This window comes from Pseudomonas sp. Tul2A7 (assembly GCF_054790505.1).
The window spans coordinates 841,578-860,125 of record NZ_CP186499.1 but is presented as its reverse complement, the minus strand read 5'-3'; the positions used below and the strand labels follow the sequence as shown (position 1 = coordinate 860,125).

The 18,548-nt window shown below is 59.6% G+C and carries 19 protein-coding genes; 15 read left to right on the top strand and 4 right to left on the bottom strand.

What is annotated here, in order from left to right; all coding sequences use genetic code 11:
- Positions 1-34 precede the first annotated feature (34 nt).
- From ACOYXJ_RS04080 to purT, 5 genes are all read left to right on the top strand, one after another.
- Positions 35-634, top strand: a complete 600-nt coding sequence (locus ACOYXJ_RS04080; RefSeq protein ID WP_460368024.1) for a CoA pyrophosphatase — start codon at positions 35-37, stop codon at positions 632-634.
- A 45-nt stretch (positions 635-679) separates the two neighbouring features.
- Positions 680-1,204 (top strand): gamma carbonic anhydrase family protein, encoded by a 525-nt coding sequence (locus ACOYXJ_RS04075; RefSeq protein ID WP_095138284.1) that lies wholly within the window; start codon positions 680-682, stop codon positions 1,202-1,204.
- Entirely contained in the window at positions 1,201-1,410 is a 210-nt protein-coding gene (locus ACOYXJ_RS04070) for a DUF1289 domain-containing protein (RefSeq protein ID WP_007908996.1), read from the top strand. Before ACOYXJ_RS04075 ends, ACOYXJ_RS04070 begins: the two co-directional genes overlap by 4 nt.
- A 336-nt stretch (positions 1,411-1,746) precedes the next feature.
- Complete coding sequence (locus ACOYXJ_RS04065; protein WP_016986366.1) at positions 1,747-2,214, top strand: VUT family protein; 468 nt, start codon at positions 1,747-1,749, stop codon at positions 2,212-2,214.
- A 100-nt stretch (positions 2,215-2,314) separates the two neighbouring features.
- A complete protein-coding gene (gene purT, locus ACOYXJ_RS04060; RefSeq protein WP_007908992.1) occupies positions 2,315-3,496 on the top strand; it encodes a formate-dependent phosphoribosylglycinamide formyltransferase in 1,182 nt (393 codons plus the stop codon).
- A gap of 120 nt (positions 3,497-3,616) precedes the next feature.
- Here purT and ACOYXJ_RS04055 read toward each other — a convergent pair whose 3' ends face one another.
- The 3 genes from ACOYXJ_RS04055 to ACOYXJ_RS04045 all read right to left on the bottom strand — a co-directional run bounded on the left by ACOYXJ_RS04055 (position 3,617) and on the right by ACOYXJ_RS04045 (position 7,303).
- Complete coding sequence (locus ACOYXJ_RS04055; protein WP_150706033.1) at positions 3,617-4,933, bottom strand: MFS transporter; 1,317 nt, start codon at positions 4,931-4,933, stop codon at positions 3,617-3,619.
- 303 nt (positions 4,934-5,236) lie between these two features.
- Positions 5,237-6,478 carry a transporter associated domain-containing protein gene (locus ACOYXJ_RS04050; RefSeq protein WP_460368020.1) on the bottom strand — a complete coding sequence of 414 codons (1,242 nt, stop codon included), beginning with the start codon at positions 6,476-6,478 and terminating at the stop codon, positions 5,237-5,239.
- A gap of 12 nt (positions 6,479-6,490) precedes the next feature.
- Entirely contained in the window at positions 6,491-7,303 is an 813-nt protein-coding gene (locus tag ACOYXJ_RS04045; protein ID WP_102900593.1) for a cytochrome C assembly family protein, read from the bottom strand.
- Between the two features lie 210 nt (positions 7,304-7,513).
- Here ACOYXJ_RS04045 and ffh point away from each other — a divergent pair, with 210 nt between their 5' ends.
- The 6 genes from ffh (at position 7,514) to ACOYXJ_RS04015 (ending at position 11,654) form a co-directional block, all read left to right on the top strand.
- Entirely contained in the window at positions 7,514-8,890 is a 1,377-nt protein-coding gene (gene ffh, locus ACOYXJ_RS04040) for a signal recognition particle protein (protein WP_007908988.1), read from the top strand.
- Positions 8,891-9,139: 249 nt separating this feature from the next.
- Entirely contained in the window at positions 9,140-9,391 is a 252-nt protein-coding gene (rpsP, locus tag ACOYXJ_RS04035; protein ID WP_016986371.1) for a 30S ribosomal protein S16, read from the top strand.
- 5 nt (positions 9,392-9,396) lie between these two features.
- Positions 9,397-9,933 carry a ribosome maturation factor RimM gene (gene rimM / locus ACOYXJ_RS04030; RefSeq protein ID WP_034154824.1) on the top strand — a complete coding sequence of 179 codons (537 nt, stop codon included), beginning with the start codon at positions 9,397-9,399 and terminating at the stop codon, positions 9,931-9,933.
- Positions 9,934-9,977: 44 nt separating this feature from the next.
- The gene (trmD, locus tag ACOYXJ_RS04025) at positions 9,978-10,688 is read left to right on the top strand and encodes a tRNA (guanosine(37)-N1)-methyltransferase TrmD (protein WP_240049829.1); all 711 of its coding nucleotides are present in this window, start codon (positions 9,978-9,980) and stop codon (positions 10,686-10,688) included.
- A 45-nt stretch (positions 10,689-10,733) separates the two neighbouring features.
- Positions 10,734-11,084: a 50S ribosomal protein L19 gene (gene rplS / locus ACOYXJ_RS04020; RefSeq protein WP_003175895.1), complete on the top strand. Its 351-nt coding sequence runs from the start codon at positions 10,734-10,736 to the stop codon at positions 11,082-11,084.
- Between the two features lie 156 nt (positions 11,085-11,240).
- Positions 11,241-11,654, top strand: a complete 414-nt coding sequence (locus ACOYXJ_RS04015) for an acyl-CoA thioesterase (RefSeq protein WP_093436815.1) — start codon at positions 11,241-11,243, stop codon at positions 11,652-11,654.
- 93 nt (positions 11,655-11,747) lie between these two features.
- Here the strand turns inward: ACOYXJ_RS04015 and ACOYXJ_RS04010 are convergent, their stop codons facing one another.
- A complete protein-coding gene (locus ACOYXJ_RS04010) occupies positions 11,748-13,556 on the bottom strand; it encodes a cation:proton antiporter (RefSeq protein WP_460368016.1) in 1,809 nt (602 codons plus the stop codon).
- A gap of 108 nt (positions 13,557-13,664) precedes the next feature.
- Here ACOYXJ_RS04010 and xerD point away from each other — a divergent pair, with 108 nt between their 5' ends.
- The 4 genes from xerD to thrC all read left to right on the top strand — a co-directional run bounded on the left by xerD (position 13,665) and on the right by thrC (position 18,458).
- Positions 13,665-14,561 carry a site-specific tyrosine recombinase XerD gene (xerD, locus tag ACOYXJ_RS04005; RefSeq protein ID WP_102900589.1) on the top strand — a complete coding sequence of 299 codons (897 nt, stop codon included), beginning with the start codon at positions 13,665-13,667 and terminating at the stop codon, positions 14,559-14,561.
- 253 nt (positions 14,562-14,814) lie between these two features.
- Complete coding sequence (gene dsbC, locus ACOYXJ_RS04000) at positions 14,815-15,546, top strand: bifunctional protein-disulfide isomerase/oxidoreductase DsbC (RefSeq protein WP_102900588.1); 732 nt, start codon at positions 14,815-14,817, stop codon at positions 15,544-15,546.
- A gap of 131 nt (positions 15,547-15,677) precedes the next feature.
- Complete coding sequence (locus ACOYXJ_RS03995) at positions 15,678-16,982, top strand: homoserine dehydrogenase (protein ID WP_007908972.1); 1,305 nt, start codon at positions 15,678-15,680, stop codon at positions 16,980-16,982.
- A gap of 66 nt (positions 16,983-17,048) precedes the next feature.
- Positions 17,049-18,458: a threonine synthase gene (thrC, locus tag ACOYXJ_RS03990; RefSeq protein ID WP_150792443.1), complete on the top strand. Its 1,410-nt coding sequence runs from the start codon at positions 17,049-17,051 to the stop codon at positions 18,456-18,458.
- Positions 18,459-18,548: the final 90 nt, after the last annotated feature.

Sequence of the window (18,548 nt, the reverse complement as noted above, 5' to 3'; positions counted from 1 at the left end):
ATGATGCGGGGTAAGGCACTGATCGAGAACACTCATGCTGGACGAGCTACTGCATAGGGTAAGCAACCACACACCGCGCACGCTGGAGACCGACACACGTTTCCCCGAGGCTGCCGTTCTGGTGCCGATCACCCGCAGTGACGAGCCTGAACTGGTGCTGACCCTGCGCGCCAGCGGGCTCTCGACCCACGGCGGCGAAGTGGCTTTTCCTGGTGGTCGCCGCGATCCGGAAGACCCGGATCTGATCTTCACGGCGCTGCGCGAAGCCGAAGAAGAAATCGGTTTGCCACCCGGACTGGTCGAAGTCATCGGTCCGCTCAGCCCCTTGGTTTCCCTGCACGGCATCAAGGTCACACCGTATGTCGGCGTCATCCCCGACTTTGTCGAGTACCGCGCCAACGATGCCGAAATCGCAGCCGTGTTCAGTGTGCCGCTGGAGTTCTTCCGCAAAGACCCTCGCGAACACACTCACCGCATCGACTATCAGGGCCGCAGTTGGTACGTGCCGAGCTATCGGTTTGGCGAATACAAGATCTGGGGGCTGACCGCGATCATGATCGTCGAGTTGATCAATCTGCTCTATGACGCCAAGATCAGTCTGCACCAACCGCCGAAAAGCTTTATTGATACGTAAGCCATCGTTCGAATGGCCATCACCGTGAGCCCTGAGGAAAACAAGATGAAATACCGCTTGGGCGACGCCCGTGTCGAGACCCATCCACAAAGCTGGGTCGCCCCCAATGCCGTGCTGGTGGGCAAGGTCAAACTCGAAGAGGGCGCCAACGTCTGGTTCAACGCCGTGCTGCGCGGCGATAACGAACTGATCCTGATCGGCAAGAACAGCAATGTGCAGGATGGCACCGTGATGCACACCGACATGGGCTACCCGCTGACCATCGGCACCGGCGTGACCATTGGCCACAATGCCATGCTGCATGGTTGCACCGTCGGCGATTACAGCCTGATCGGCATTAATGCGGTCATTCTCAACGGCGCGAAAATCGGCAAGAACTGCATCATCGGCGCCAACTCGCTGATCGGCGAAGGCAAGGAAATTCCTGACGGTTCGCTGGTGATGGGCTCGCCGGGCAAAGTCGTGCGTGAGCTGACCGAGGCGCAGAAGAAGATGCTTGAGGCCAGTGCTGCCCACTATGTGCATAACTCCCAGCGTTATGCGCGCGATCTGGTTGAGCAGGAAGAATGAACACGCCCGAAAGACCTGTAGCCTCGCCGTGCGTGAATATTTGTGCGCTGGATGAGGCTGACATTTGTACTGGTTGCCAGCGTACGGTCGAGGAAATCACCCGCTGGGGCCGCATGACCAATGACGAGCGTCGGGTGGTGTTGGGGTTGTGTCATGAGCGGGCGAAGGCGAGTGGGTTGGTGTGGATGATCCCTTCGAAGTCGTGATCTGCTTGAGAGTGCCCTCACCCTAACCCTCTCCCAGAGGGAGAGGGGACTGACCGAGGTGTCTTTCGCTATACGCCGACCTGACATATCGAGTCGGACTCAAGATTTGAAAAGCCCCCAATAGGCTCCCTTCCCTTCGTTTGAAGGGGGAGGGAATGACCGGGTTGATTGTTCGGTCCGTACCGGCCTGCGTTCTCCAGTCGAACTCGGGATTCGATTCAACGAAGATCTGCTCCCTTTCCCCCTCGCCCCCCTTGGGGGAGAGGGCTGGGGTGAGGGGGTGGCTCTTGATCTGCGGGTCCAGTAATCTGTGCGCCAATCTGCCAGGTCGCCTCCATGATTTTCCTCATCGCCTACATCAGCAGCGTCGTGCTGATCAACTTCGCCTTCTCCACCGCGCCACACCTGGACATCATCTGGTCGGCCTGGGGCGGCTTGGTGTTCGTGTTGCGCGACATGGTGCAAACCCGTTTCGGCCACGGCGCCATCGTCGCGATGCTGGCGGCGCTGGTGCTGTCCTACGTCACCTCCGATCCCTCCATCGCGCTGGCCAGCGCCACGGCATTCGCGGTTTCCGAGTGCATCGACTGGCTGGTGTTCAGCATCACCAAACGGCCATTGCGCGACCGCTTGTGGATAAGTTCGGCACTGAGCATCCCCCTCGACACCTTCATCTTTTTCGGCATGATCGACCTGCTGACGCCACCGGTGATCATCACCGCGCTGGCATCGAAATTCGCCGGTGTCACCGCCGTCTGGCTGATCATGGCCTGGCGTGAGCGCAAACAGGCCGTCGCCGGCTGAAGCCAAACCCTCAGGTTCATGTAAAATGCCGCGCTTTCTCCCCATGGAAAGCGCGTCAGGCGTTGCTTTCCTCGATGATCCGCTTCTTTGAGGACCTGAGATGACCCGTATCGGAACTCCATTGTCGCCAACCGCGACCCGCGTATTGCTGTGTGGCTGTGGTGAGTTGGGCAAGGAAGTGGTGATCGAGCTGCAACGCCTGGGCGTTGAAGTGATCGCTGTTGACCGTTATGCCAACGCGCCGGCCATGCAAGTTGCGCATCGCAGCCACGTGATCAACATGCTCGACGGCGCCGCCCTGCGTGCCGTGATCGAAGCCGAGAAGCCGCACTTCATCGTGCCGGAAATCGAAGCGATCGCCACCGCCACGCTGGTCGAACTGGAGGCCGAAGGCTTCACCGTGATCCCGACCGCGCGCGCTGCGCAACTGACCATGAACCGCGAAGGTATCCGTCGTCTGGCCGCTGAAGAGCTGGATCTGCCGACCTCGCCGTACCACTTCGCCGACACTTTCGAGGACTACAGCAAAGCCGTTGAGGACCTCGGTTTCCCATGCGTCGTCAAACCGGTGATGAGCTCGTCGGGCAAAGGCCAGAGCCTGCTGCGCAGTACCGATGACGTGCAGAAAGCCTGGGATTACGCGCAGGAGGGCGGTCGCGCCGGCAAAGGTCGGGTGATCATCGAAGGCTTTATCGATTTCGACTACGAAATCACTCTGCTGACCGTTCGCCACATCGGCGGCACCACGTTCTGTGCGCCGGTCGGTCACCGTCAGGAGAAGGGCGACTATCAGGAATCCTGGCAGCCACAAGCCATGAGCCCGATTGCCCTGGCTGAGTCCGAGCGTGTTGCCAAAGCCGTGACCGAAGCGCTGGGCGGCCGCGGTCTGTTCGGCGTCGAGCTGTTCATCAAAGGTGATCAGGTATGGTTCAGCGAAGTCTCGCCGCGTCCGCATGACACCGGTCTGGTGACACTGATTTCGCAGGACCTGTCACAGTTCGCCCTGCACGCTCGCGCGATTCTGGGCTTGCCGGTGCCATTGATCCGTCAGTTCGGGCCATCGGCTTCGGCGGTGATTCTGGTGGAAGGGCAGTCGACTCAGACCGCATTCGCCAACCTCGGCGCTGCCCTGAGCGAGCCGGACACAGCGTTGCGACTGTTTGGTAAGCCAGAAGTGAATGGTCAGCGTCGCATGGGCGTGGCACTGGCGCGGGATGAGTCGATCGAAGCCGCTCGTGCCAAGGCGACCCGTGCTGCTCAGGCGGTTGTTGTAGAGCTGTAAACCGAGTCGCGACATTCGCGAGCAGGCTCGCTCCCACATGGGATTGGGTGAACACAGAATCTGTGACCAACCCCAAAACCCTGTGGGAGCGAGCCTGCTCGCGAAGCTTTTGATCTTCTGTCAGGCAACCCGATTCAGATCGTTATCCCGCGTTTCCTTCAGGCACAGCACGGCGATCAAACTCAGCACCGCCGCTGCCGACACATAGCCGCCGACATAACTCAAACCACCCATTGCCACCAGTTTCTGCGCAAAGAACGGCGCCGCCGAGGCTCCGACAATCCCGCCCAGGTTATACGCCGCCGAAGCACCGGTATAACGCACGTGGGTTGGAAACAGCTCAGGCAACAGCGCCCCCATCGGCGCGAACGTCACGCCCATCAAGAACAATTCGATGCACAGGAACAGTGCCACGCCCCAGGTCGAGCCCTGAGTCAGCAACGGTTCCATCAGAAAACCGGAGAGAATCGCCAGCACGCCACCGATGATCAGCACCGGTTTGCGCCCATAGCGGTCGCTGGCCCAGGCTGACAGCGGTGTCGCAGCAGCCATGAACAAAACGGCAAAGCACAGCAATCCGAGGAAGGTTTCGCGGCTATAGCCAAGTGTGGAAACCCCGTAACTCAGGGAAAACACCGTCGAGATATAGAACAGCGCATAGCAGACCACCATTGCCGCCGCGCCCAACAAGGTTGGTGCCCAATACTGGCTGAACAGCTCGACCAGCGGCACTTTTACGCGCTCCTGACGAGCGATGGCGTTGGCGAATACCGGGGTTTCATGCAGTTTCAACCGTACATACAGGCCGACCATCACCAGTGCCGCGCTGAGCAGAAACGGAATCCGCCAGCCCCAGCTGCGGAATTGCTCGTCATCGAGCGTCATGGCCAAGGTCAGAAACAAACCGTTGGCGGCGAGAAAACCAATCGAAGGGCCGAGCTGCGGGAACATGCCAAACCAGGCGCGTTTGCCTTTCGGCGCGTTTTCCGTGGCGAGCAGGGCGGCACCGCCCCATTCGCCGCCCAATCCCAGGCCCTGACCAAAACGCAGCACGCACAGCAGAATCGGCGCCCATGCGCCGATGGTGGCGTACCCCGGCAGCACGCCAATCAGCGTTGTGCACACACCCATCAATAGCAAGGATGCGACCAGCGTCGATTTGCGCCCGATACGGTCACCAAAATGGCCGAACAACGCCGAGCCCAGCGGCCGGGCGAGGAAGGCAATGCCAAAGGTCAGAAACGCCGAAAGCATCTGTGCGGTGCCGGAGGTCTGTGGAAAGAACACTGGCCCGATCACCAGAGCGGCGGCGGTGGCGTAAACGTAGAAATCGTAGAACTCGATCGCGGTGCCGATAAAACTCGCCGTCGCCACGCGGGTGGCGGAATTCGTCGGTTGGGCGGGCGCGGTGGCGCTGTAAGCGGTACTGGTCGTCATGCGGTGATCCCTGACAGTCATGAGCTCCGTTGGAGCGAATTATTATGGTCGAACACCCAGGGATGTGGGATGAGGCGCGGTCGCTGTTTCAGGTAGGAACAGTCGCCGGAGTACAGCGGAAATAGCCGAAACCTGTCGGGTGCGGGGTAAGCACGCGGTTTGGCGGGGCTTGGGTAAGCGCCTAGATTATAGGAAGGGGGCTAACGATTGAACAAGAGCAAAAAGATCGCAGCCTGCGGCAGCTCCTACATGGGAACGCATTTCAAATGTAGGAGCTGCCGCAGGCTGCGATCTTTCGATCTGCTATCGGGCAGGCACCAAAGCAGGCACAGAAGAGGTATGCCAGATCAGCACTTTGCTAACCCGGTTCTCTTCAGTCTCAAGAATCTCCAGCCGATAACGCCCGATCTTTAGGCAAACCGAACTCTCGGGAATCGTCTCCAGCGCTTCAGTCACCAGTCCATTCAGCGTTTTCGGCCCATCGCTCGGCAAATGCCAGCCCAAACACTTGTTCAATTCGCGGATCGACGCGGCACCGTCAATGACCATGCGGCCATCGCCCTGCGGATGAATATGCGGATTATCCAGGCTGTGCTCGCTTTCAAACTCGCCGACTATTTCTTCGAGAATGTCTTCCAGAGTGACGATGCCAAGCACTTCGCCGTACTCGTCGACCACCATGCCGAGGCGGCGTTGTTGCTTGTGGAAGTTCAGCAGTTGCAGTTGCAGCGGCGTGCTTTCCGGCACGAAGTACGGCTCGTAACTGGCGGCCAGCAAGGCTTCGAGCGTCAGATATCCGTTGCTCAGCAGATGGCGGATCTGCCGGGTGTTGAGCACCGCTTCAACCTGATTGATGTCGCTGTGAAAAACCGGCAGGCGCGTACGTTTGTTGTGACGCAGTTGCTCAATGATCTCTTCGAGAGAATCGTCGAGGTTGATGCCGTCGACGTCACTGCGCGGCACCAGAATGTCGTTGACCGTGATGTTGTCCAGTGCATGAATGCCTGAAACCGGGTGCGCGCGCACTGGATGCTCTGGGTCGTCGTAGCGATCGGCGGGCGAGTCATCTTCGCTTTGCTGCACGACCTGAACTTTGCGAGCAAACGGGCTCATCAGAAAACCGCTGATACGACTGAACAGCCAGGCAAACGGATAGACAATCTTCAGTGGCACCGCCAGCAAGGTGTTGCCGAACGCCAGTACGGCATCGGGATAACGCTGGGCGACGGTACGCGGGAAGTAATCGGCAAACACCAGCAGAATTGCGCCGGCACCGAGGCATGCCGCCCACGGGCCGTTTTCTTCGCAGAGAAAAATCGCCAGCAGCGTTGCAATCACCACGGCGAGCGCACGGCACAACGTATTGCAGAGAATCAGGCTGTCGAGCGGGAAGCTCAGCTTCGCCAGCGGTTTATCGCTGGCGCGCGAGGCGGTGCGTTGCGCGAGCAGGTGTTGCTGCGCGATTTCGACGGCGGTAAACAGCCCTGACCATAAAATCAGCAGGACAAATACCGCAAGCATCGGCCCTATGGGCAAAGCGTCCATTTATGCCGCCCGTCAGATGTGCAGGATGTATTCACGAACCAGTTTGCTGCCGAAGTACGCCAACATCAGCAGGCAGAAACCGGCGAGAGTCCAGCGAATCGCCTTGTGACCGCGCCAGCCGAGACGATTACGGCCCCAGAGCAGTACGCTGAAGACGATCCAGGCCAGGCACGCCAGCAGGGTCTTGTGCACCAGATGCTGAGCGAACAGGTTCTCGACGAACAGCCAGCCGGAGATCAGCGACAGCGACAGCAGTGTCCAGCCGGCCCAGAGGAAGCCGAACAGCAGGCTTTCCATGGTTTGCAGCGGCGGGAAGTTCTTGATCAGCCCGGACGGGTGCTTGTGCTTGAGCTGGTGGTCTTGCACCAGCAGCAGCAAGGCCTGGAACACCGCGATGGTGAACATGCCGTAGGCGAGGATCGACAACAGAATGTGCGCGAGAATACCCGGCTCTTCATCGATGATCTGCACCGTGCCGGTCGGCGCGAACTGCGCCAGCAGCACCGTGACCGCACCGAGCGGGAACAGCAGCACCAGCAGGTTTTCCACCGGAATGCGCGAGCAGGCGATCAGCGTCAGGGCGATCACCGCTGCGGCGATCAGGCTGGACGCACTGAAGAAGTCCAGTCCCAGACCGATCGGGGTCAGCAAGTGAGTGAGCAGGCTGGCAGCGTGGGCCACCACGGCGAAAACGCCGAGGCCAACCAGCAGGCGCTTGTTCGCCTTGGCGCCAGTGGCCAAGCGGGTGCTCTGATAAAGGGTCGCAGCGGCATATAGAAGGGCGGCGGCGAGGGTGGTCAGCAAACTGGGTGACAAGGGGAGCATAAATCCTGTTAGGCAAGCCCGAAAGGGGCTGAGTTTGGCATAGAACCGCCACGACACGAAAGACTCAGGAAGCTGACAGCGAGGTGTCCGCCAGCCGCAGTCTTCGCTATAATCCGCGACCTGCCCACGCCGCAGGCTCGCCGAGCACATGTTGATTCCGGTCTGGGCCGCCATTATCCCGGTCTACACAGGGCCTGAAAGGATCGCGCAATGTTTGAAAACTTAACCGACCGTCTCTCGCAGACGCTGCGCCATGTCACTGGCAAGGCGAAGCTGACCGAGGACAACATCAAAGACACCCTGCGTGAAGTGCGCATGGCGTTGCTCGAAGCCGACGTCGCCCTGCCGGTGGTCAAGGACTTCGTCAATTCGGTCAAGGAGCGCGCTGTCGGCACCGAGGTGTCGCGCAGCCTGACGCCGGGCCAGGCGTTCGTGAAGATTGTCCAGGCTGAACTCGAAAGCCTGATGGGCGCGGCCAACGAAGATCTGAACCTGAGCGCAGTGCCGCCCGCCGTGATTCTGATGGCCGGTCTGCAAGGTGCGGGTAAAACCACCACCGCCGGCAAACTGGCGCGCTTCCTTAAAGAGCGCAAGAAGAAGTCGGTCATGGTCGTGTCGGCGGACGTTTACCGCCCGGCCGCTATTAAACAGCTGGAAACCCTGGCCAACGACATCGGCGTGACGTTCTTTCCGTCCGACCTGAGCCAGAAACCGGTGGACATCGCCACCGCCGCTATTAAAGAAGCCAAACTGAAATTCATCGACGTGGTCATCGTCGACACCGCCGGTCGTCTGCACATCGACGAAGAGATGATGGGCGAGATCAAGGCGCTGCACGCCGCGATCAACCCGGTCGAAACCCTGTTCGTGGTCGACGCCATGACCGGTCAGGACGCGGCCAACACGGCCAAGGCCTTCGGTGATGCGCTGCCGCTGACCGGTGTGATTCTGACCAAGGTCGACGGCGACGCCCGTGGCGGTGCCGCCCTGTCGGTACGCGCGATCACCGGCAAGCCGATCAAGTTCATCGGTATGGGCGAGAAGAGCGAAGCGCTTGACCCGTTCCACCCTGAGCGTATCGCCTCGCGCATTCTCGGCATGGGCGACGTGCTCAGCCTGATCGAACAGGCCGAAGCGACCCTCGATAAAGACAAGGCCGACAAACTGGCCAAGAAGCTGAAGAAGGGCAAGGGCTTCGACCTCGAAGACTTCCGTGATCAGCTGCAGCAGATGAAGAACATGGGCGGCCTCGGCGGGCTCATGGACAAACTGCCGAGCATCGGCGGCGTCAACCTGTCGCAAATGGGCAATGCCCAGAACGCCGCAGAGAAACAATTCAAACAGATGGAAGCCATCATCAATTCCATGACCCCGGCCGAGCGCCGCGACCCTGAGCTGATCAGCGGTTCGCGCAAGCGCCGGATCGCCATGGGGTCCGGCACTCAGGTGCAGGACATCGGTCGCTTGATCAAGCAGCACAAGCAGATGCAGAAGATGATGAAGAAATTCTCCGCCAAGGGCGGTATGGCGAAAATGATGCGCGGCATGGGCGGTATGTTGCCCGGCGGCGGCATGCCAAAGATGTAAAGACTTCGCCGGTCGTCGCACCGGCGCAGACCCTGCAAGGATGCAGGATCAACAGCAAACCCGCACTCGGCGGGAGCTGACTGGCCGTTTTCATCGACGGCTCTATATGCAAATCCGCACGGCATGCCATAGGCGCCGGAAAAAGTCATTTGCAAAAGTCCGGATATTCCTTAGAATATGCGGCCTTTCGGGCACCCATGCCCGCTGTGCATTTAGATTTGCAGCACCGACTACAGGAACGATGTTCACATGCTAACAATCCGTCTTGCCCTTGGCGGCTCCAAAAAGCGCCCGTTTTACCACCTGACCGTAACCGACTCGCGTAACCCGCGTGACGGCTCCCACAAAGAACAGGTTGGTTTCTTCAACCCTGTTGCCCGTGGTCAGGAAACCCGTCTGTCCGTGAACCAAGAGCGCGTAGCCTACTGGCTGAGCGTTGGTGCACAGCCTTCTGAGCGTGTTGCTCAGTTGCTGAAGGAATCTGCAAAGGCTGCGGCCTGAGCAATATGAACGCGACGCCTGCTGTTGCCGATGATTTGATCGTTATTGGCAAAATTTATTCTGTTCATGGCGTTCGCGGCGAAGTGAAGGTTTATTCCTTTACTGATCCGACTGAAAACCTGTTGCAGTACAAAACCTGGACGCTCAAGCGCGAAGGCAATGTCAAACAGGTCGAGCTGGTCAGTGGACGCGGGAGCGACAAGTTCCTGGTCGCAAAGCTCAAGGGTCTCGATGATCGTGAAGAAGCTCGTCTTCTGGCCGGTTATGAGATCTGCGTGCCGCGCAATCTGTTCGCTGAATTGACCGACGGTGAGTACTACTGGTACCAGCTGGAAGGTCTGAAGGTCATCGACACCCTTGGGCAATTGCTCGGGAAAATCGATCATCTTCTGGAAACCGGCGCCAATGATGTAATGGTCGTCAAGCCTTGCGCTGGCAGCCTGGATGATCGCGAACGCCTGTTGCCCTATACGGAGCAATGCGTGTTGGCTGTCGACCTCGCGGCGGGCGAGATGAAGGTGGATTGGGACGCGGACTTCTAAACGTGGCTAATTTGCGCGTAGAAGTGATCAGTTTGTTTCCCGAGATGTTTTCCGCCATCGGCGACTACGGCATCACCAGTCGTGCGGTCAAACAGGGGCTCTTGCAGCTGACCTGTTGGAATCCGCGGAACTACACGACGGATCGGCATCACACTGTGGACGATCGCCCGTTTGGCGGTGGTCCGGGCATGGTGATGAAGATCAAGCCCCTGGAAGATGCTCTGGTTCAGGCCAAGGCAGCAGCCGGGGAGGCGGCGAAGGTGATTTACCTGTCCCCCCAAGGCCGTCAACTGACTCAGTCGGCGGTACGCGAGCTGGCACAATCGGATGCATTGATCCTGATTGCCGGCCGCTATGAAGGCATTGACGAGCGCTTTATTGAGGCTCATGTCGATGAAGAGTGGTCGATTGGTGACTATGTACTGTCTGGCGGCGAGCTGCCGGCGATGGTCCTGATCGATGCGGTTACACGACTGCTGCCTGGAGCTTTAGGGCATGCGGATTCCGCTGAGGAAGATTCCTTTACGGATGGTCTGCTGGATTGCCCGCACTACACCCGACCTGAGGTGTATGCGGATCAGCGTGTTCCCGACGTGTTGCTGAGTGGCAATCACGCGCATATCCGGCGTTGGCGTTTACAGCAGTCCCTTGGTAGGACCTTTGAACGACGCGCCGATCTTCTGGAAAGCCGCTCGCTTTCTGGAGAAGAGAAGAAGCTGCTCGAGGAATACATCCGCGAGCGGGACGATAGTTAACAACGTATCGATGGTAGATCGAACGATTTACCTTAGGAGCACAGCATGACCAACAAAATCATCCTTGCACTCGAAGCAGAGCAGATGACCAAAGAAATCCCTACCTTCGCCCCAGGCGACACTATTGTCGTTCAGGTGAAAGTGAAGGAAGGCGATCGTTCCCGTCTGCAAGCGTTCGAAGGCGTTGTAATCGCCAAGCGTAACCGCGGCGTGAACAGTGCGTTCACCGTTCGTAAAATCTCCAACGGTGTTGGCGTAGAACGTACTTTCCAGACCTACTCCCCGCAGATCGACAGCATGGCTGTTAAACGTCGCGGTGACGTACGTAAAGCCAAGCTGTACTACCTGCGCGACCTGTCGGGTAAAGCAGCTCGCATCAAGGAAAAACTGGCTTAAGCCCAGCTTCCGATGCAGAAAAAAGCAGCCTACGGGCTGCTTTTTTGTTGCCCGAAATTCCCCCCTTTGTAGGAGCTGCCGAAGGCTCGGGCTGCGATCAGACGATCTTTTGACCTTGCTTTCGATCCGCGATCCACTGTTTACGAGCTGTCCGACATGACCCCCCGCGACCAGGAAATCCAGCGCCGCACCGAACTCTCGGTGACCCGCGTAACCAAAGCCGTCTTCCCGCCGACCACCAACCACCACAACACCCTGTTCGGCGGCACTGCGCTGGCATGGATGGACGAAGTGTCGTTCATCACCGCGACACGCTTCTGCCGCTTGCCACTGGTGACCGTGTCCACCGACCGTATCGACTTCAACCATGCGATCCCGGCCGGGTCCATCGTTGAATTGGTCGGGAAGGTGATCAAGGTCGGCAACACCAGCCTCAAGGTCGAGGTGGAAGTGTTTGTTGAAAGCATGAGCTGTGATGGCCGCGAGAAGGCGATTCATGGCCAGTTCAGCTTCGTTGCCATTGATGATGACAAGCGGCCGGTGCCGGTGTTGCCGGGTTTTGCTGCCTGATCTGATACCGGGCCGCGTCTTTCGCGAGCAGGCTCTCTCCCACATTGGATCGCGGTCCCCTGTGGGAGCAAGCCTGCTCGCGAAGGCGTCAGCTCAGGCGCCGCTGGCCTCCGGCTGAATCAACGCCAGCAACGTCCACCCGGATCCCGGTTTCAACGCAGTCTCCGGCGTCACCACATGCACCCAGCCGCTGTCATCGCGCATGAACAACAACGTTGCACGATTCCCATGCAGCGCCCGGTAATCCTCCCAGCCAAACCCGTCAGTCAACGTCGTGCTGTACAGCTCAGCCCCCTGACCCATCTGACTGGCCAGTTTCGCGTAGGTAAACGCCTCGCTGCCCAACTGATTGCCGCGATGCTCAAGGCTGGCGCGGTGTTTGTCGCTGCGCCGGCTCTCATGTCCGCTGGCCAGACCAAACAAACGCTGATGCCCGAAGTCGTGGCGAAAACGCATCGCCGCCAAGGTATTGAGTTCACCCGACGGCGACAGCGCCAGCAAATGCCCCAGCCCGACCAGATCCAGATGCGCATCGGCATGCTGCGAAGCCGGATTGCCAAAGTATGTCGGCAACCCTTCCATGCGCGCCGCACGAATATTCTCCCAGCTCGAATCGGTCAGCAGCACGCGGCTGCCCAGTTGCTGCAGCGACTTGCCCAACTCCCGCGCAGGGCCGTTGGCACCGACGATCAGGAATCCACTAGGGGCCGGTTCGGCGACTTTCAATAGTCGTGCAAGTGGTCGTGCCGTCGCGCTTTGCAGGACAACGGTGCCGATAATCACCGCAAACGTCAGCGGCACCAGCAGTAATGCACCCTCGTGCCCGGCCTCATGCAGGCGAATCGCGAAAATCGCTGAGACCGCCGCTGCGACGATCCCGCGTGGCGCAATCCAGCACAGCAGTGCCCGCTCGCGCCAGCTCAGACTGGACCCCGCTGTACTGAGCAACACGTTCAACGGCCGGGCGATCAGTTGAATCACCAGCAGCAGAATCAGCACCAACGGGCCCAGTCCCATCAAGGCATACAAGTCCAGACGCGCCGCCAACAAAATGAACAGGCCGGAAATCAGCAGCACGCTGAGGTTTTCCTTGAAGTGCAGGATATGCCGCACATCCACGCCTTTCATGTTGGCCAGCCACATGCCCATCAGCGTTACCGCCAGCAGGCCGGACTCGTGCATCACTTCGTTGGCGGCAATGAAAATCCCCAGCACCGCCGCCAGCGACGCCAGATTATGCAGATACTCCGGCAGCCATTGCCGGCGGATCACCGTGCCGAGCAGCCAGCCTCCGACAATGCCGAACACCGCGCCGCAGAGAATCACGCCGCCAAAGGTGAACAGGCTCTGCTTAAGGCCGTGACCTTCGGCGCTGGCAATGATGAAGCTGTAAACCACCACGGCGAGGAGGGCGCCGATCGGGTCGATGACGATGCCCTCCCAGCGCAGAATATTGGCGATTGAGGCTTTCGGGCGCACCACGCGTAGCATCGGCACGATCACGGTGGGGCCGGTGACCAGTGTCAGGCTGCCGAACAGGATGGCCAGCATCCAGTCAAAACCGAGCAGGAAGTGCGTAGCGACCGCGATGACGATCCAGGTCGAGAACGCGCCGATGGTCACCAGACGATGGACGACGCTGCCGATCTCCTTCCATTCCGACAGGTGCAGGGTCAGGCTGCCTTCGAACAGAATCAGCGCCACGGCCAGCGAAACCAGCGGCATCAGCAGCGGCCCGAACATTTCCTGCGGATCGAGCCAGCCCAGCACTGGGCCGACCAGAATTCCCGTCAGCAACAAAAACAGAATCGCCGGCAGCTTCAGGCGCCAGGCCAGCCATTGGCAACCCAGCGCCGCCGCGCCAATCCCGCCAAATGCCAAGAGAATTTGCTGCTCGTTCATTGATGCTCCCTGTTCCTTGAATTAGCGGGCTATGAAAGACTAGCGCCCATTCCTACAGTTCACTCTACATTTGCGCACAGTCCATGAGGCTGTGTGTCTTGAGCGCCCATGCCTGCCATCGACCATCCGCTGATTGACCAATTCCTCGACGCTCTATGGCTGGAGAAAGGCCTGTCCGATAACACCCGCGGCGCTTATCGCAGCGATCTGGCGCTGTTCAATGGCTGGTTGCAGGAGAAGAATCTCGAGCTGATCAATGCAGGCCGTGAGCTGATCCTCGATCACTTGTCATGGCGTCTGGAGCAGAACTACAAACCACGTTCCACAGCCAGATTTCTCTCCGGTGTGCGTGGTTTTTATCGCTATCTGCTGCGGGAAAAGCTGATAAGCGTCGACCCGACCTTGCGCGTCGACATGCCGCAACTCGGTAGGCCGTTGCCCAAGTCACTGTCCGAAGCAGACGTAGAAGCCCTGCTTAAAGCACCGGATCTGAGCGAAGCGATCGGCCAGCGTGACCGCGCCATGCTTGAAGTGCTCTATGCCTGTGGCCTGCGCGTGACCGAACTGGTCAGCCTGACACTAGAGCAAGTCAACCTGCGTCAGGGTGTGTTGCGGGTGATGGGCAAGGGCAGCAAAGAGCGCCTGGTGCCGATGGGCGAGGAGGCAATCGTCTGGGTCGAGCGTTATATGCGCGACGGGCGCGGCGAACTGCTCGGAGGCCGTCCCAGCGATGTGCTGTTCCCCAGTCAGCGCGGCGAGCAGATGACCCGCCAGACGTTCTGGCACCGGATCAAGCACCAGGCCAAGGTTGCCGGGATCGGCAAGTCGCTGTCGCCGCACACCTTGCGTCACGCGTTTGCCACGCACCTGCTCAACCACGGCGCGGATTTGCGCGTGGTGCAGATGCTGCTCGGCCACAGCGACCTTTCCACCACGCAGATCTACACCCACGTCGCCCGCGCGCGCCTGCAGGACCTGCACGCCAAACACCACCCACGCGGCTGAAAAAGTCCCTGTAGGAGTGAGCCTGCTCGCGATAGCGGTATTCCTGACAACACAGTGCTGAATGAAGGACCGCTATCGCGAGCAGGCTCACTCCTACAGTTTCTTCAGTGCTCTCAAAATCTACGGGACAGGCGCATTCGGCCACCGTGACCTTATGTGTTAGGCTTTGCCGGTTTGCACGATGGACGGTTATGACCCGGTGTTCCGGCACGGGCGTTCTGATCGTTCCATTTGTCCGCCTTCAGGAGTTCTCATGCGTCTGACCCAGATTTTCGCCGCCGCAGCCATTGCGTTGGTCAGCACCTTTGCCGTCGCCGATGACGCGGCCGACAAAGCGATTCGTCAAAGCCTGGAAAAACTCGAACTCGAGGTTCCGGTAGAAAGCATCAATGCCAGCCCGCTGCCAGGCATGTACGAAGTCAAACTCAAAGGCAGCCGCGTGCTCTACGCCAGCGCCGATGGCCAGTACATCGTTCAGGGCTACCTGTTCCAGCTCAAGGACGGCAAACCGGTCAATCTGACCGAGAAGACCGAACGCCTGGGCATCTCCAAACTGGTCAATGCCATCCCGGTCGCCGAAACCGTGGTTTACCCGGCTGTGGGCGAGACCAAATCGCACATCACGGTGTTCACCGACACCACCTGCCCGTACTGCCACAAGCTGCACGCCGAAGTGCCTGAGCTGAACAAGCGCGGCATCGAGGTGCGCTACGTTGCGTTCCCGCGCCAGGGTTTGAACTCGCCGGGTGACGAGCAACTGCAAGCCGTGTGGTGCTCGAAAGACAAGAAAGCCGCCATGGACAAAATGGTCGATGGCAAGGAAATCAAGGCCGCCAAGTGCGATAACCCGGTTTCCAAGCAGTTCGCCCTCGGTCAGTCGATCGGCGTGAACGGTACACCGGCCATCGTTTTGGCTGACGGACAGGTGATTCCGGGCTACCAGCCTGCGCCACAAGTCGCCAAACTGGCGCTGGGCGCGAAGTAAATTCGCATCGTCACGGTCAGCCGTGACGATCATGGCCTGGCAGCAGCATCGCCGGGCCATTAATAGAGAGCCGCGAGCACGCGGTTGTTTTCCGGCCGACCCCGCGTCGGCCGTTTTATGGGGAGTTCACAGTGAATCCGGTCAAAGTAGGCATCTGTGGGTTAGGGACCGTCGGTGGCGGTACCTTCAACGTACTTCAGCGCAACGCCGAGGAAATCGCTCGTCGTGCCGGGCGTGGAATCGAAGTGGCACAAATTGCCATGCGCACGCCAAAGCCTCAGTTCCAGACGACCGGTATTGCGATTACCAACGATGTCTTCGAAGTGGCCACGAACCCTGAGATCGACATCGTCATAGAGCTGATGGGCGGCTACACCGTTGCCCGCGAGCTGGTACTCAAGGCCATCGAGAATGGCAAGCATGTGGTCACCGCGAACAAGGCTCTGATTGCCGTTCACGGTAATGAAATTTTCGCCAAGGCTCGCGAGAAAGGCGTGATCGTCGCATTCGAAGCAGCTGTGGCCGGTGGCATTCCGGTGATCAAGGCGATCCGTGAAGGCCTGTCCGCCAACCGCATCAACTGGGTCGCCGGGATCATCAACGGCACCGGTAACTTCATCCTCACCGAAATGCGCGAGAAGGGCCGCACCTTCGAAGACGTGCTGGCCGAAGCTCAGGCACTGGGTTACGCCGAAGCCGATCCGACCTTCGACGTTGAAGGCATCGACGCCGCGCACAAGCTGACGATCCTGGCCTCCATCGCGTTCGGCATTCCGCTGCAGTTCGACAAGGCTTACACCGAAGGCATCACCAAACTGACCACCGCTGACGTCAACTACGCCGAAGCGCTGGGCTACCGCATCAAGCACCTCGGTGTCGCTCGCAGCACCGCTGCCGGTATCGAGTTGCGCGTGCACCCAACGCTGATCCCGGCCGATCGTCTGATCGCCAACGTCAACGGCGTGATGAACGCAGTGATGGTCAACGGTGACGCCGCCGGTTCGACGCTGTTCTACGGCGCTGGCGCCGGCATGGAGCCAACCGCTTCGTCGGTGATCGCCGATCTGGTCGACGTGGTTCGCGCCATGACTTCCGATCCGGAAAACCGCGTGCCGCACCTGGCCTTCCAGCCGGACTCGCTGTCGGCCCATCCGATCCTGCCGATCGAAGCCTGCGAAAGCGCTTATTACCTGCGCATTCAGGCCAAGGACCATCCGGGCGTACTCGCCCAGGTGGCGAGCATCCTCTCGGAGCGCGGCATCAACATCGAGTCGATCATGCAGAAGGAAGTCGAGGAACACGACGGTCTGGTGCCGATGATCCTGCTGACCCACCGCGTGGTCGAGCAGCGCATCAACGATGCCATCGCCGCCCTCGAAGCGCTGGCCGGCGTCAACGGTCCGGTTGTACGGATCCGCGTCGAGCACCTGAACTAAGTCGTTGTCCTGCAGTGGCCCCGTCAGTGGGGCCGCTGTTGTGAACACTCTCCATTGGAGTCAGTCATGCGTTACATCAGTACCCGCGGCCAGGCACCGGCCCTGAATTTCGAAGACGTCCTGCTGGCTGGTCTGGCGACCGACGGCGGTCTGTACGTTCCGGAAAACCTGCCACGTTTCACCCAGGAAGAAATCGCTTCCTGGGCCGGTCTGCCGTATCACGAACTGGCCTTCCGGGTGATGCGCCCGTTCGTCACCGGCAGCATTCCGGATGCCGATTTCAAAAAGATTCTTGAAGAAACCTACGGCGTGTTCGCCCACAGCGCCGTGGCGCCGCTGCGTCAGCTGAACGGCAACGAATGGGTCATGGAGCTGTTCCACGGCCCGACCCTGGCGTTCAAGGACTTCGCCCTGCAACTGCTCGGTCGTCTGCTCGATTACGTGCTGGAAAAACGCGGTGAGCGCGTGGTGATCGTCGGTGCCACCTCCGGTGACACCGGTTCGGCCGCCATCGAAGGCTGCAAGCACTGCGAAAACGTCGACATCTTCATCCTGCACCCGCACAACCGTGTGTCCGAAGTGCAGCGGCGCCAGATGACCACGATCTTCGGCGAGAACATCCACAACATCGCCATCGAAGGCAACTTCGATGACTGCCAGGAGATGGTCAAGAACAGCTTCGCCGACCAGAGCTTCCTCAAAGGCACGCGTCTGGTCGCGGTGAACTCGATCAACTGGGCGCGGATCATGGCTCAGATCGTTTACTACTTCCACGCGGCCCTGCAGTTGGGCGGCCCGGCGCGCTCGGTGTCGTTCTCGGTACCCACCGGCAACTTCGGCGACATCTTCGCCGGTTACCTGGCGCGCAACATGGGCCTGCCGATCAACCAGTTGATCGTCGCCACCAACCGCAACGACATCCTGCACCGCTTCATGAGCGGCAATCAGTACGTCAAGGAAACCCTGCACGCCACGCTGTCGCCGTCGATGGACATCATGGTCTCGTCGAACTTCGAACGCCTGCTGTTCGACCTGCACGGTCGCAACGGTGCGGCGATTGCCGGCCTGATGGATACCTTCAAGCAAGGTGGTGGTTTCAGCGTCGAACAAGAGCGCTGGACCGAAGCGCGCAAACTGTTCGACTCGCTGGCTGTGGACGATGCGCAGACCTGCGAAACCATCGCCGAAGTCTACGAGCAAACCGGTGAAGTGCTGGATCCGCACACTGCCATCGGCGTCAAGGCCGCGCGCGAATGCCGTCGTAGCCTCGATATCCCGATGGTGATTCTCGGCACCGCGCATCCGGTGAAATTCCCGGATGCAGTGGAGAAAGCCGGTGTAGGAAAAGCGCTCGAGCTACCTGCACATCTTTCTGATTTGTTTGAGCGAAACGAGCGTTGCACCGTTTTGCCAAACGAGCTGAAAGCCGTGCAAGCCTTTGTCAGCCAGCATGGCAACCGCGGCAAGCCGCTTTAAGTCAGTCAAAACTGTCACATTTTGAAGCCCGTCTCCTGACGGGCTTTTTTGTTTCTGCTGCCACACTGCTCGGGTTTTCACCCACGAAGG